The organism is Actinomadura fulvescens (assembly GCF_039533225.1).
Lineage (GTDB): Bacteria > Actinomycetota > Actinomycetes > Streptosporangiales > Streptosporangiaceae > Spirillospora > Spirillospora fulvescens.
Genome location: NZ_BAAATD010000002.1, coordinates 281,816 through 296,120, shown reverse-complemented (window position 1 = coordinate 296,120; position 14,305 = coordinate 281,816). Strand labels below are relative to the sequence as shown.

13 protein-coding genes are annotated in these 14,305 nt (G+C 72.9%); 9 read left to right on the top strand and 4 right to left on the bottom strand.

Annotated features, from left to right (window positions below; all coding sequences use genetic code 11):
* Positions 1–97 precede the first annotated feature (97 nt).
* The 5 genes from ABD333_RS08390 to ABD333_RS08370 all read left to right on the top strand — a co-directional run bounded on the left by ABD333_RS08390 (position 98) and on the right by ABD333_RS08370 (position 4,982).
* Complete coding sequence (locus ABD333_RS08390) at positions 98–1,279, top strand: PucR family transcriptional regulator (protein ID WP_344539350.1); 1,182 nt, start codon at positions 98–100, stop codon at positions 1,277–1,279.
* Between the two features lie 120 nt (positions 1,280–1,399).
* Positions 1,400–2,323, top strand: coding sequence for an ACP S-malonyltransferase (locus ABD333_RS08385; protein WP_344539349.1), 924 nt, complete (start codon positions 1,400–1,402; stop codon positions 2,321–2,323).
* A complete protein-coding gene (locus ABD333_RS08380) occupies positions 2,320–3,303 on the top strand; it encodes a beta-ketoacyl-ACP synthase III (protein ID WP_344539348.1) in 984 nt (327 codons plus the stop codon). Before ABD333_RS08385 ends, ABD333_RS08380 begins: the two co-directional genes overlap by 4 nt.
* A 55-nt stretch (positions 3,304–3,358) precedes the next feature.
* Positions 3,359–3,610, top strand: coding sequence for an acyl carrier protein (locus ABD333_RS08375; protein ID WP_344539346.1), 252 nt, complete (start codon positions 3,359–3,361; stop codon positions 3,608–3,610).
* 79 nt (positions 3,611–3,689) lie between these two features.
* Positions 3,690–4,982 (top strand): beta-ketoacyl-[acyl-carrier-protein] synthase family protein, encoded by a 1,293-nt coding sequence (locus ABD333_RS08370; protein ID WP_344539344.1) that lies wholly within the window; start codon positions 3,690–3,692, stop codon positions 4,980–4,982.
* A 411-nt stretch (positions 4,983–5,393) separates the two neighbouring features.
* On the opposite strand, the gene ABD333_RS08365 is transcribed toward ABD333_RS08370, so the two are convergent.
* Positions 5,394–5,888 (bottom strand): DUF3145 domain-containing protein, encoded by a 495-nt coding sequence (locus tag ABD333_RS08365; RefSeq protein WP_344539342.1) that lies wholly within the window; start codon positions 5,886–5,888, stop codon positions 5,394–5,396.
* Positions 5,889–6,193: 305 nt separating this feature from the next.
* Positions 6,194–7,687: an apolipoprotein N-acyltransferase gene (gene lnt, locus ABD333_RS08360; RefSeq protein ID WP_344539341.1), complete on the bottom strand. Its 1,494-nt coding sequence runs from the start codon at positions 7,685–7,687 to the stop codon at positions 6,194–6,196.
* A 126-nt stretch (positions 7,688–7,813) separates the two neighbouring features.
* Between lnt and ABD333_RS08355 the strand changes: the two genes are divergently transcribed.
* The 4 genes from ABD333_RS08355 (at position 7,814) to ABD333_RS08340 (ending at position 12,615) form a co-directional block, all read left to right on the top strand.
* Positions 7,814–9,076 (top strand): S8 family peptidase, encoded by a 1,263-nt coding sequence (locus tag ABD333_RS08355; protein WP_344539339.1) that lies wholly within the window; start codon positions 7,814–7,816, stop codon positions 9,074–9,076.
* Between the two features lie 106 nt (positions 9,077–9,182).
* On the top strand, positions 9,183–9,707 hold the full coding sequence (locus ABD333_RS08350; protein ID WP_344539338.1) for an RNA polymerase sigma factor: 525 nt from the start codon (positions 9,183–9,185) through the stop codon (positions 9,705–9,707).
* On the top strand, positions 9,707–10,159 hold the full coding sequence (locus ABD333_RS08345; protein ID WP_344539337.1) for a hypothetical protein: 453 nt from the start codon (positions 9,707–9,709) through the stop codon (positions 10,157–10,159). Before ABD333_RS08350 ends, ABD333_RS08345 begins: the two co-directional genes overlap by 1 nt.
* On the top strand, positions 10,150–12,615 hold the full coding sequence (locus ABD333_RS08340) for a CHAT domain-containing protein (protein WP_344539335.1): 2,466 nt from the start codon (positions 10,150–10,152) through the stop codon (positions 12,613–12,615). Before ABD333_RS08345 ends, ABD333_RS08340 begins: the two co-directional genes overlap by 10 nt.
* 6 nt (positions 12,616–12,621) lie before the next feature.
* Here ABD333_RS08340 and ABD333_RS08335 read toward each other — a convergent pair whose 3' ends face one another.
* Positions 12,622–13,215: a maleylpyruvate isomerase family mycothiol-dependent enzyme gene (locus tag ABD333_RS08335; RefSeq protein WP_344539334.1), complete on the bottom strand. Its 594-nt coding sequence runs from the start codon at positions 13,213–13,215 to the stop codon at positions 12,622–12,624.
* Positions 13,216–13,282: 67 nt separating this feature from the next.
* The gene (locus tag ABD333_RS08330) at positions 13,283–14,134 is read right to left on the bottom strand and encodes a sulfurtransferase (RefSeq protein ID WP_344539333.1); all 852 of its coding nucleotides are present in this window, start codon (positions 14,132–14,134) and stop codon (positions 13,283–13,285) included.
* Between the last annotated feature and the right edge of the window lie 171 nt (positions 14,135–14,305).

Genomic DNA, 14,305 nt, shown 5'->3' with positions numbered 1-14,305 from the left:
CCGCCGGCCGCCGCCACGGCGTTCGTTCCGGCGTCAGGGACGCCGGAAACGTCGGCGATGGGCCGGGGCAGGCGCGCGATGGTGGCACTCTGGGGGTGTGGACAACGCGAGCGAGGCCGCCATCAGGGAGCAGACCACCGCGCGGCTTGAGAAGGCCATGGGCACGTTCGGCACGGCCGCCCTCGCCAGCATGGAGAAGCAGCTGCCCTGGTTCCGGCGCATGCCGGCCGACCAGCGCTCCTGGATCGGGCTGGTCGCCCAGGCCGGCATCGCCGCGTTCGTGGAGTGGTTCAAGAACGCCGAGGAGTCCCGGCCCGCCATCGCCGGCGAGGTGTTCGGCACCGCGCCCCGCGAGCTCATGCGTTCGATCAAGCTGAAGCACACCATCGACATGGTCCGGGTGATCATCGATGTGGTGGAGACCCGGCTCGACGAGCTCGCCGCCCCCGGCGGCGAGGCCCAGCTGCGCGAGGCGATCCTGCGCTACACCAGGGACGTCGCGTTCGGCGCCGCCCAGGTCTACGCGCAGGCCGCCGAGACCCGCGCCGCCTGGGACGCGCGCCTGGAGGCGCTCGTCGTCAACGCCGTGCTGCGCGGCGAGGTCGACGACGGCATGCACTCGTGGGCGGCCGCGCTGGGCTGGACCTCCAAGCCGGTGACGGTGATCGCCGGCTTCACCCCCGAGGACGAGGAGCCCGAGGTCACCATCGACCAGATGCAACTGGCCGCGCGGCGCGCCCGCGTGGACGTGCTCGCCGGGGTCCAGGGCCACCGCGTGATCGTGATCGTGGGCGGCGCCACCGACCCGCTGGAGGCGGCGCGCCCCGTGGCCGCCAAGTGCGGGCCCGGGCCGGTCGTCGTCGGGCCGCCGGTCGGCGATCTCTACGACTCGACCACCTCGGCGCGCGCGGCGCTGGCCGGGCTGCGGGCCGCGGCCGGCTGGCCCGACGCGCCACGGCCGGTGATGGCGGGCGAGCTGCTGCCCGAACGGGCCCTCGACGGGGACGAGGAGGCCCGCCGCTACCTCGTCGAGCAGGTCTACGACCCGATGTGCGCGGCCGGGGCTCCCCTGCTCGACACCCTCGCGACCTACCTGGAGCAGGGCTCCTCGCTGGAGGCCACCGCCCGGCTTTTGTTCGTTCACCCCAACACGGTGCGTTACCGGCTGCGCCGCGTCAGCGAGCTGACCGGGCTCGCACCGACCGACGGGCGCAACGCCTTCACGCTCCGGATCGCCTTGGTGCTCGGCAGATTCGGCACCCGCTCGCCGAGGACGTGAGCTCGCGTCCCGTGCGATGTCCCGTTTTCCCGCCTTGTAGGTGTCGTACAAACCCCTGCGACGAAAGTTCGTGCTGATCCGCATCGGCACCGCCGACCCGCAGCGGGCAGGCTGGGGGTCGTGATTCTCCTCGCATCGCCCGGGCAGGGCGCCCAAACCCCCGGATTCCTCCAGCCATGGCTTGAGGTACCCGGCGTCGCCGACCGCCTGGCGTGGTGGTCCGCCGTGACCGGGCTGGATCTGGTGCGGTACGGCACGACGGCCGACGCCGAGGAGATCCGTGACACCGCCGTGGCCCAGCCGCTGCTGGTCGCCGCCGCCCTGGCCGCCTACGAGGCCCTCTATCCCGGCGGCTCGCGGCCCGACGCGGTCGCGGGCCACAGCGTCGGCGAGCTGGCCGCCGCGGTGATCGCCGGCGTGCTGTCCCCGGAGGCCGCGCTGGTGCTCGTCCGCGAACGGGGCCGCGCCATGGCCGAGGCCGCCGCGGTCACCGAGACCGGCATGACCGCCGTGCTCGGCGGCGACCCCGACGAGGTGCTCGCCTCGATCGACAAGCACGGCCTCACCCCCGCCAACGTCAACGGCGCCGGTCAGATCGTGGCCGCCGGCACGATCGCCCGGCTGGAGGAGTTCGCGAGCGAGCCACCGCCCAGGGCGCGGCTGCGGTCGCTGTCGGTCGCCGGCGCGTTCCACACCGAGCACATGGCCCCCGCCGTCGATACGCTGCGCCGGCTCGCGCCGGGCGCGCCGGTGGCGGACCCCGCGATCACACTGCTGTCCAACCGCGACGGCGCGGCCGTCGGCACCGGACGCGAGTACGTCGGCCGCATCGTCGAGCAGGTCAGCGCCCCGGTGCGCTGGGACGCCTGCATGACGACCATGCGCGAGCTCGGCGTCACCGCGATCATCGAGCTGCCGCCCGCGGGCACGCTCGTCGGCCTCGCCAAGCGCGAGCTCAAGGACGCCGGCGTGGCGACCCTCGCCCTCAAGACCCCCGAGGACCTCGACAAGGCACACGAGCTGATCGAAGCGCACACCTCATGACCACACCGACCCCCGCACCCCGGCTCCGCGTGCCGGCCGTCACTCCGGGTGCGCGCATCCTCTCGTTCGGCGACTACCAGCCGGCCAAGGTCGTCACCAACCACGACCTGGCCAAGACCGTCGACACCAACGACGAGTGGATCCGCAGCCGCGTCGGCATCGCCGAGCGGCGCATCGCCGGAGACGACGAATCGCTCGTCGACATGGCCGTGCACGCGGGCGGCAAGGCCCTGGCCGGCAGCGGCCTCGGCCCCGGCGACATCGACCTCGTCATCGTCGCCACGGCCTCGCACGACGTGCCGATGCCCAACGTGTCGGCGCCCACCGCGCACCGGCTCGGCATCCACGCGCCCGGCGCGTTCGACCTCAACGCCGCGTGCTCCGGGTTCTGCTACGCGCTAGCCACCGCGAGCTCCGCGGTCCGCGCCGGCAGCGCCCGCAACGTGCTGGTGATCGGCGCTGAGAAGACCTCGCAGTGGATCGACTGGACCGACCGTTCGACCTGCATCATCTTCGCCGACGGTGCGGGCGCCGCCGTGGTGGCCGCCGGCGAGGAGCCCGGGATCGGGCCGGTGGTGTGGGGCAGCGCCGGCGACCACGCCGACAAGATCTCCATCGCCGACCGCACCTCGTTCATCACGCAGGAGGGCCAGGCGGTGTTCCGCTGGGCCACCACCGCCATCGCGCCCGTCGCGCTGGAGGCCTGCGAACGGGCCGGCATCAGCCCCGCCGACCTCGGCGCGATCGTTCCGCACCAGGCCAACCTGCGCATCATCGACTCGATCGCGCGCAAGGTCGGCGCGACCAACGCCGTCGTGGCCGACGACATCGTCACCTCCGGCAACACCATGGCCGCGTCGATCCCGCTCGCCCTCGCCCACATGATCGAACGCGGCGACGTCCGGTCCGGTGCCCCCGCCCTGTTGATCGGGTTCGGCGCCGGGTTGGCCTACGCTGCCCAAGTCATCCAGATCCCGTAGGCGACATCGTCCTGCGCGCAGAGCTCTGGACCAACCAAGGAGGAGAAAGCACACCATGGCAGAAGCCACCGAGCAGCAGATTCTGGACGGCCTCGCGGAGATCATCGATGAGATCGTCGGCATCGACAAGGCCGAAGTGACGCCGGAGAAGAACTTCATCGACGATCTCGACATCGACTCGCTGTCAATGGTAGAGATCGCGGTGGCCGCGCAGGACAAGTTCGGCGTCGAGATCCCCGACGACGAGCTTCGCAACCTCAAGACGGTCAAGGACGTCATCGTCTTCGTCCAGAACCTGCAGGCCTGACGTTGCCGGGGCGCGGCGCGCCACCGGCCGGTCCGAGGCGCGCCGCCTTCCAACCCCCAGTTTGCGAGGAGCACTCACGATGAGCACGAGCCAGACCACAGTCGTCGTCACCGGTATGGGGGCGACCACCCCTCTCGGCGGAGACCTGCCGTCGACCTGGTCCGCGTTGCTCGCCGGCAAGTCCGGGGTGCGCAAGCTCGACTGGGAGAACGTCGAAGAGCTGCCGGTGCGGTTCGCGGCCCAGCTCGCCGTCGACCCGTCCGAGGTGATGCCCAAGCAGGCGCTGCGCCGGCTGGACCGCTGCCAGGCGATCGCGCTGATCGCGGCCAAGGAGGCCTGGGCGAACGCCGGCCTCAAGCCGCGCACCAAGAAGGGCTATGAGGAAGGCGCCGAGGGCTTTGAGATCACCGACGGCGACCGGCTCGGTGTCGTCGTCTCCACCGGCATCGGCGGCCTGCACTCGGCCCTCACCAGCTACGAGGTCGAAAAGGAGAAGGGCTGGACCCGGGTCTCGCCGTTCACCGTCCCCATGCTGATGCCGAACGGCTCGGCCGGGCACGTCGGCATCGAGTACGGCGCCATGGCCGGCTCGCACGGCATGGTCAGCGCCTGCGCCTCCTCCGCCGAGGCCGTCGGCTACGCCATCGACATGATCCGCAACGGCCGCGCCGACATCGTGATCTGCGGCGGCACCGAGGCGTGCATCCACCCGTTGCAGATGGCCTCGTTCGGCGCCATGCGCGCGATGTCGACCCGCAACGAGGAGCCCGAGCGCGCCTCCCGCCCGTACGACAAGAACCGCGACGGCTTCGTCCTCGGTGAGGGCTCCGCCGTGATGATCCTGGAGTCCGAGGAGCACGCCCGCGCCCGCGGCGCCACGATCCACGGCATCGCGGCCGGCTGCGGCTACTCAGGCGACGCCTACGACATCGTGCTCCCCGACCCGACCGGCTCCGGCCAGGCCAAGGCCATGCGCCGCGCCCTGGTGAACGCCGGTCTCCAGCCCGAGGACATCGTGCACGTCAACGCGCACGCCACCTCCACACCGGCCGGCGACGTCGCCGAGCTCGCCTCCATCAAGGCCGCCCTCGGCCCGGAGGTCAGCGCCAAGCTGACCGTGACCGGCACCAAGTCGATGACCGGCCACCTCCTGGGCGGCGCCGGAGCCCTCGAGTCGGTCTTCACGATCCTCACCCTCCGAGAAGGTCTGGTCCCCCCCACCGCCAACCTCGAAGACATCGACGACGACGTGGACCTCGACATCGTCCACGGCGAGCCCCGCCCCCTCCCCGACGGCCCCATGGCCGCCCTCAACAACTCCTTCGGCTTCGGCGGCCACAACGTCTCAGTCGTCTTCCAAAGAGCTGTGTAAATCTCTTTCGCGGCTGTGTTTATGGCTTTCGCGGCCTCGGCGGCCTCGCCTAGCGGCTCGGCCGCCGAACCGCAAAAGCGGCGAGCGCGACATCGCTTCGCGATCTCTCGTGAAGCTTCGCCTTCGGCTCGCTTCACGACCCGTTAGCGCGCTCGCGGTGGCTGAGCTCCGTTAGGGGTTTGCTCCACCGGCTGAGGTCGCCGCGCCCGTTTGTAGCGGCACTTGCGCACGCAGCTCAGCCGGGGGGTAGGACCACGCGACGACCTCAACCGGCGCGAGCGCGTCCGGAGGTCTGAGAGCGAAGCGAGCCGCAGGCGAAGCTTCGCTCGAAGATCGCGAAGCGATGCAGCGCTCGCCTTGAGCTTGGTTGAGGGTGAGCCGCCAGGCGAATCCTCAGGCCAAGATCAAAAATTAAACAGCCGCGTGCAACCAGCGGACTGGGGCTCCGTCGCCGGCTCGGCGGAAGGGTTCGAGCTCGTTGTCCCAGGGGGTGCCGAGGAGACGGTCGAGTTCGTTCTCCAGGGTGGTCTTGCCGACGGCCGCGTTCGCCATGACGGCGCGGAGGCGGTCTTCGGGGACCATGATGTCGCCGCTGGCGCCGATCACTCCGGTGAAGACGCCCAGGGACGGGGTGAAGCTGTAGCGCACGCCGTCACAGCCGGGCGTCGGATCCTCGGTGACTTCGAATCGCAGCAGTTTCCAATTCCGTAGCGCGGAGGTGATGCCGGCCGCGGTGCCCGCGGCCGCCTCCCAGTGGAGCTCCGCGCGCAGGGTGCCCGGGGCGGCGGGCTGGTCGGCCCATTCAAGCGAACAGGGCACGCCAAGAACACCTGCGGCGGCCCACTCGACATGCGGGCTCAGCGCAGGTGGCGCGGAGTGGACGTAGAAAACGCCACGTGCGGTCACCGGACCTCCTGGATCTGTACTGAGGCTCGTCTTCCCCTACGGCCTCGTACGTCCCAGGACGGCGTCCGCGTCCCTCATTGTGCATCATCCGAACGTGTCACACCACCGCGCAGGCGTTGTTTGCCGATCGATTGCCCGAGTCGGGGGCACAAAAAAAAGTGCGACGACCCCGCTCGCTTCCGCAGAGCCCCCGCAGCGGTTCCAGCGAGCGGTGGTCAGGTGGTCGTCGCAAGGTCGAAACTACGGGCGGCGCGTCCCGCACGACAGGGACACCGGTCCTTGGCTTCCCGGGTGCGGGTCGGGAGTCAGCGGAATCGGCGCCGGGCCGCCGCCAGGACGGCGGCCAGGGTCACGGCGATCGCGAGGTGGGCGACGTAGTCGCCGTAGCGGTCGTAGGGTGTGCGGCTCTCCGGTGGCGGCACGCGGAGCGTGACGACGACCGAGCCGCGGCGGCCGGTGTCCAGCCAGGCGAGGCGGCGGCCGCGCGCGTCGAACGCGGCGGACACGCCGGTCAGCGCGGCCTGCACGGTGGGGCGTCCCGTCTCGGCGGCGCGGACGGCGGCGAGGGCGGCGTGCTGGGGCGGCGCCCAGCTGTCCTGGAACGTCGAGGTCGCCGACTGGTAGACGATCACCTGGGCGCCGCGTTCGGCCACGGCGCGGCCGAGGTCGGGGAACGCGGACTCGAAGCACACGAGGGGCCCGATCGTCACGTCGCCGGTGGACATGACGCGGGCGCCCGTTCCGGGTACGCGGTTCTCGGAGGCCGCGGCGCTGATCCGGCTGAGCCATCCGATGGCGTCGCGGAACGGGATGTACTCGCCGAACGGGACCAGCCGGGTCTTCACATACCGGTCCTGGATGCCGGTGGGGCCGATCAGGACCGAGCTCTTGGAGATCCGGCCCGTGGCGTCGCGGGCGTCCTCGTTCACGAGGAGGTCGCCGCCGGCCGCCGCGCGGGCCGCGAGCCGGGAGGTGAGGTCCGGTCGGCGGGCGAGGTCGTAGCCGACGCTGCTCTCGCCCCACACGATCAGGTCGGCGGGCGGGAGCGCCGCCGTGATCCGTTCGGCGGCGGCGAGCCGTCCGGCGCGGTCGTGCACGATGCCGGGCTGGACCAGCGCGACGGTGAGGGTCCGGTCGGCGGGCGGCTCGTTCGTGAGCGCGTACGCGGCGGGTCCGGCGAGCAGGATGGCCGCGGCGGGGGCGATCAGGCGGGCGCGCAGCGGCGGGGCGACGAGCGCGAGCACGACGGCGGTGTTGAACGCGACGATGGCGAACGAGATCAGCCAGACGCCGCCGAGTGCCGCCAGGCCCAGCATCGGCGGGTACCGCCACTGGCTCGCGCCGAGGAGCGCCCAGGGGCCGCCGAGGCGGGGCCAGGAGCGCAGGAGTTCGATGACCAGCCAGACGCTCGGCACCACGAGCATCGCCAGGAACGGGCGGGCGGGAACGAGCCATCGGATCGCCGCGCCCCAGACCGCCCACGGCAGGCCGAAGACGACCGCCACGAGGAGCAGGCCCGGTCCGATGTTCGGCAACGTCCAGTACAGCGCCGCGAGGAGGAATCCGGCGCCGAACCACCAGCCGCGCACCGCCGCCTCCCGCAGCGTCGGCGCCGACCGGCACAGCGCCATTCCGGGTACGAGGACGAGCCAGGCCAGCCAGCCGAGGCCGGGCCTGGGAAAGGCCAGGAGCGGCGCGGCGCCGGCGAGCAGGCTCGCGCCGCGTTCCAGCGTGAGGCCTCCTGCCAGCGCCGTTGCCCGCGGCCTCGGGCTCGGGCGGGCCGTCCCGCGTCCGATCACCCTTCCAGTAACGCACCGGTGCCCGGTGATCCGCTACCGCCTTGTCCCCCCGAGTCTCGTCACAGCGCGGCATCGCGCGTGCACTATGGGCAATGGAGCGGTCACGAGGAGTGAAGGCGGGTATCGGTGTTCGATCAAGAGGTACGGCTCGAACGACTGCTGGCACGGCATCGCGACGTGACGGTGGTCGAACCGCTCGCCGGCCGCCCGGCCCTGATCCGGCGCGACCAGATCCTCGTCGCGGGCCATGACGTGCCCGCCGCCGAGGACCTCGTGCGGCGCTGGTACGACTCGCGCCAGGAGGAGGACGGCGTCACCCGGCTGCGGCTGCGTTCGCCCGCGAAGGTCGACGTGTGCGAGCTGGCGGCGCAGCTCGGCGGCGAGGGACGGCACCGGCGGCTGACCGTCTCACCCAACCATCTCGTGCACGGGCAGCCGCTCTGGTGGAGCGGCCCTGCCGACCTGCCCCGCCCGGCCGCGCCGCTCCCGGCGCCGCAGGCCGCGGACGGCACAGCGGCCACGGACAGCACAGCGGCCACAGCGGGCACCGCGGGCACGGCGGGCACGGCGGGTATAGCCAGCGCGCAGGGGGAGGCGGCGCCGCCGCGGCGGGAGGTCACGGTGGCCGTGCTGGACACCGGCCTGTCACCGCATCCGTGGTACGAGGAGACCGACTGGTACGCCGAGCAGCGGGACGAGGTGACCGAGATCCTCGACTCCGACCTCGACTTCGAGCTCGACGCGCAGGCCGGGCACGGCACGTTCATCGCGGGTGTCCTGCTCCAGCACGCGCCCGCCGCCCGCGTCCGCGCCCGCCGGGTGCTCGGCGGTGACGGGGTGGGCGACGAGGTCGACGTCATCCGGGCCTTGTCGTGGCTGGCGTCCTGGGGGCGGGCCGACATCGTCAACCTCTCGCTCGGCTGCCACACCTTCGACGACCGTCCGTCGCCCGTCCTGTCGCGCGCCATCGCCGCTCTCGGCCGCCGCACGGTCGTCGTCGCGTGCGCGGGCAACGCGGCGAGCGACCGGCCGTTCTGGCCCGCCGCGCACAAGTCCGTGATAGCGGTCGCGGCCCTCGACGCGGACCGGCGGGATCGGGCCTGGTTCTCCAACTACGGCTGGTGGGTGGACGCCTGCGCGCCGGGCGTCGACATCACGAGCAGCTACGTGCGCTTCGACGGCGCGCGGCCCACGGTGAACGGCATCGACCCCGACGCGTTCGAGGGGTTCGCCCGCTGGAGCGGCACGTCGTTCGCCGCGCCCGCCGTGGCGGGCGCGATCGCGGGGCTCGCCGCCACAGGCCTGTCGGCCGTCGAGGCCGCCGACCGCGTCCTCGATCCGGCCGCCGCGTCTACCCTTCCCGACCTCGGTGTAATCATCAGGTCTTGAGCACGGCCCGGCGGCGAAGCGGTAACCGCGCGTGTCCCGGCGCGGACACGTCCCAGGTGCGCGCCTAAGGTCGTCGATCAGCGGGGGGCCTCGCGAGGAGACTGCGATGGCCCTGGAAGAGGAAACAGCCGACCTCGTCGTGCGGGCGCGCGACGGGGACGGCGCGGCCTGGAGCCGGCTGGTCGACCGGTACAGCGGGCTGCTGTGGTCGATCGCGCGCTCGTTCGGGCTGAGCGAGGCAGACAGTGGCGACGTCGTGCAGATGACCTGGCTGCGCCTGGTCGAACGCATGGACCAGATCGCCGAGCCGGGCGCCGTGGGCGGCTGGCTCGCGACCACCGCCCGCCGCGAGAGCCTGCGCACGGCCCAGCGCGGCGGCAGCCGGCGGCTCCCGTACGACGTGCACGAGGACGCCGCTCCCCCGCCCGAGCAGATCCTCCTCGCCCGTGAGCGCCTCGGTGACGTCGCGGCCGCCCTGCGGTCGCTGCCCCGCCGTTGCCAGGTCCTGCTGCGCATGCTCGCCCTCGCGCCGAGCTACGCCGAGCTCGCCGCCGCGCTCGACATCCCCCTGGGCAGCATCGGCCCGACGCGGGCCCGCTGCCTGGACAACCTGCGTCGGAGGCTGCCGTGATGAACGAGGACGAACTCCTCATGCGCCTGCGCGCCACGTTCCAGACCCTGGACCCGATCCCCGAGAACGTCGTCGCCGCCGGCCGTTCGGCGATCACCTGGCGCCGGCCGGACGCGGCCCTCGCCGAGCTCGCCGACGACCACAACCGGCCCCTGCCGGCCGGTGTTCGCGGCGCTCCGGTCCGCCTGCTGACGTTCGCCGGCGCGGAACGGTCCGTGGAGATCGAGGTCACCGGGACCGGCGGCGCCACCCGGGAGCTCACCGGCCGGCTCGTACCGGCCGCCGACGCCCACGTGCGCGTCCGCCATCTGACCCATGCGCGCGAAGTGCCGTCCGCCCGTACGGACCGGGCCGGTCAGTTCGTGCTTCCCCAGGTCCCCGAGGGCCTGGTCAGCCTTGAGTTCCGTCTCGCCGACGCGAGCTCCGTCGTGACGAGCTGGGTGTGCCTTTGACCGGCCTCATGCACCTCGCGGCGACCGATCCCGCGACGGCGTACGACCGCGCGCTGGCCCTCCTCACGTCCACCGGCGACCGGCCACTGGTGCTGCGCGCCGCGGCGCTGGCCGCACACGAGCTGGGCCTTCTCGACGAGGGGCTGCGGCATCTCGGGCAAGCCCTCACCGAAGCCGAGGCGTCGGGACGCGCCTACGCCGCGGCCCAGGTCCGCATGCATCTGGTCGGCCTGCTCGCCGCTCGTGGCGACATCACCGGCGCGCTCGCGGCGGCGGCCCAGGCCGAAGGCGTCCTCGTCGGTCCGGACGCGGACCGCCTCTCCGCCAACCTCGCCGGCGCCCTGGCGAGAGCGGGACGTCTGGACGAGGCGCACCAGGTCGCCGCCCGCGCGTTGCCCCGGCTGCGGTCGGGCGGCGATCCCGTCACGTTGCTCGGGCTGCTCACCAACCTCGGCCTGGCCCGCGCGCTCCACGCCGACCTGGCCGCCGCGGAATCGCTGCTGAGCGAAGCGGTCGCGGTCGGCTCGGCGGCCCATCTCCGGCACCAGACCGCGATGGCCCGGGCGAACCTGGCGTTCGTCGCGTCCCGGCGCGGCAACGTCTCGCGCGCGCTCAGGCTCTACGCCGAGGCCGAGCCGGACCTGACAGGAGAACGCCTGGCCCAGGCGCGGATCGACAAGTCGGAGACCCTGATCAGGGCGGGGCTGCCCGCCGAGGCCCGTCCCCTTCTCACGACGGCGCTCGCGGACGCGACGGCCCACGGCTACGCCTGCGACGTGGCCGACGGCCTGCTCCTGCTCGCCCACGCCGAGCTCGCCGACGGAGATCCCGAACGTGCGGCGGCGACGGCGGAACGGGCCCGCGCCGCGTTCGCCGCCCAGGAACGGACGGGCTGGATGCTCCTCGCCGAGCATCTCCTGCTCCGGGCCCGCTGGGCCGAGGGCGATCGTTCGACGGTCCTGCTCCACACGGCCACCGCCACCGCCGAACGGCTCGAACGCGGCGGCTGGCGGGAGGCGTCCGCCGAGGCGCGGATCATCGCGGCGCGCGTGGCGCTCCATCTCGGTCGCCCGGCCGGTCACCTCCTCAAGCCGCTGAGCAGGGCGGAAACGACCGGGCCCGCCTCGCTCCGCGTCGCCGCGTACCACGCCGTCGCCCTCGAACACTGGGCACGTCACGACCGGCGGGGCGCTCTCAGCGCCATCTGGTCGGGGCTCAACGTCCTCGAAGAACACGCCGAGGCCCTGGGGGCGGCGGATCTCCGAGCCCGCGCGGCGGGTCTCGGCTCCGAACTCGCCGCACTCGGCCTACAACTGGCCCGTTCCGCCCGCGAGCTCCTCGCCGCCGAGGAACGCCAGCGAGCCCTGGCGCGGCGCCCGCTGACCGCCCGCGCGTCCGATCCCGAACGGGCCGCTCTCCTCACCGAACTACGCGAGGCCGTCACCACCCCGGACCGTCTCGACGAGCTCGAATCGCGCATCCGCACCACGACCCGGCGCCGGGCCGTCACGCATCCGCCGTACAGTCCGGGCGTTCCCGTGCTCATCGACGCACTCGGTGACCGGGTGCTGCTGGAGTATGTCCGGATCGGCCCGGACCTGCACGCGGTCACGGTCTCCGCCGGCCGCCCCCGTCGCCACCGTCTCGGCCCGTTCGCGGAAGTGGCCGCCAGCGTCGACCTGATCCGGGCCGCGAGCCGCCGCCTGGCCGTCACCCCAGGCGACCACCAGGTGCACGCAGGTCTGGCCCAGTCAGCCGCCCAGCTGGAGAAACTCGTCCTGGCGCCCCTCCATGACACCATCGGCGACCGGGAACCCGTCCTCGCCCCGACCGGCGTCCTGCACACGCTGCCCTGGTCCGTCCTGCCGTCGCTCACCGGCCGGCCGTTCACCGTCGTCCCGTCAGGCACCTCCTGGTTGCTGGCCCACCGGCAGCGTCCGGCCGGGAACCACGTGGTCCTGGCCCACGGGCCGGACCTGAGGCACGCCGCCGCGGAAGTCCACGCGCTCCGCCGCCTCCATCCCGGTGCGGCGGCCCCCAGCCGTGCCGAGGAGGTACGGGCCGCCCTCAACAACGCCGCGCTCGCGCACATCGCCGCCCACGGCGAGTTTCGCGATGGCAACGCCCTCTTCTCGCGGCTCCACCTCGCCGACGGGCCGCTTATGGGCTACGACCTGGAGGAACTGGAGGCCCCGCCCCACCTCGTGGTGCTCTCGGCGTGCGACCTGGGCCGCGCCGAGACGGACTCCGTGGCGGGCATGGTCGGCACCCTGCTGGCCCTCGGCACCGCGACCGTGATCGCCAGTGTCACCCCCGTACGGGACGAGGAGACACCCGCGTTCATGCTCGCCTTCCACCGGGGCCTGGCCGCGGGGCTTCCCCCGGCCCGAGCCCTGGCCGCCGCGCCACGCACGCCCGGCATCCTCGGGTTCCAATGCTTCGGCAGCGGCGGCTGACGACGGTCACCGGGCTAGGTGGGGAACGGCAGCGGTGCGGCCGGTGGCCAGGAGGAGCAGATCCGCGACCGAGCCGCGGATCTCCTCCGGGCCTTCACCGGCCTGCCAGTCGGCGTCGGTGGCGATCAGGCGCGTATCGCGGAGACGTTTGCGGGCGCCGTAGAACGCGCTCTTGCGGACGTATTCGAGCGCCGCGACGGCGGCTTCCGCGGGCATCGTCCTGGTGCGGCCCAGCGGGCGGGCGATGTCCTGGCCGTGAACGAGGAAGTCGGCGAGCGGGTCCATCGGCCCGGCCCCCGGGGCACGCTTGTCCGAACCCGCGGTCTCGCGGATCTGGGCGATGAGTTCGGCAGGCGTGTACCGGGCGGCGAGCCGACGGGCCTCGTCGCCGTTCATACGGTCCCAGCTGCCGCGCGCCCGGATGATGCCCTTGATCGTTCCGCCGAGGGTGGCGCGGGTGGAGGTCGTCAGGTGGGCGGCCACGTCGCGCACGGTCCAGCCGTCGCAGAGGGAGGCCGCGCCCCACTCATGATCGTCGAGCCCCTCCAGGAATCCGGCGATGCTGAGACGCTCGTCCTTGAGTGTGGCGAGGATGTCCATGTTGTCTCTCCCGGCTCGGTGCCTTTATGGAGAGGTCGAACGGGGACCGCCGGATTCGACAGCCTGCTCAAAGTTTTTCCGCGTGGGGTCCTGACTCGCCCGTGGCCACGGGATTGGTGGGATCGGCCACCCAGTTGGACCACGAACCCACGTAGAGCGCGGCGGGCACGCCCGCGACCGTCAGCGCGAGGATCTCGTGCGCCGCCGTCACACCCGAGCCGCAGTAGACGCCGACGTCCGCCGCGTCGGTGGCACCGAGTTTGGCGAAACGTTCCCGGAGCAGCTCCGACGGCAGGAACCGCCCGTCCACGCCCACATTGCCGAGCGTAGGAGCGTTGACGGCGCCCGGGATGTGCCCCGCGACCGGATCGACGGGCTCCGTCTCACCCCGGTAACGCTCGGCCGCCCGGGCGTCGAGGAGCACCCCCGACTTGGCCAGCGCGCCGGCGCCCTCAGCGTCCAGCAACGGCAGGCGGCCGCCCTGGGCGATGAAGTCACCCGGCTTCACCGCGGGCTCCTCGGCCGTGACCGGCCGCCCCGCCTCGGTCCACGCGCGGTATCCGCCGTCCAGGACCCGGGCCCGCTCGTGCCCGAAGTACCGCAGCGACCACCAGAGCCGTGCGGCGGCGGTCGAGTCGGCGTCGTCGTAAACGACGACCAGCCGGTCCGCGGAGACCCCGGCACGCCGCATCGCCGTCTCGAAGTCGGCCGGGGCCGGCAGAGGATGCCGGCCCGCCCGTCCGGGCGGTCCGGCCACGTCCCGGTCAAGGTCGACGAAGACCGCGCCGGGCAGGTGGCCACGCCGGTAGGAGTCGATTCCGGGAGGGCCGGACAGGTGCCACCGTACGTCGAGGAGGATCGGCGGCGGCTCGTTACGGAGCAACCGGACGAGTGCGGGCACATCGATGAGAGGGTGCACATCGCCAGTCTGACCGTCGGCGCCCAGATTAGGGAGAGGCACAGCATCGTTCGTCACGTCATCCGAGCGTACGCCCCCACCCACCAACCCCCCGCCGCCCCACACCCTGCCGCCCCACGCCCGGCCGGCTCACTCCCCGCCAGCCCACTCCCGGCCGCCCCCCACCCTGCC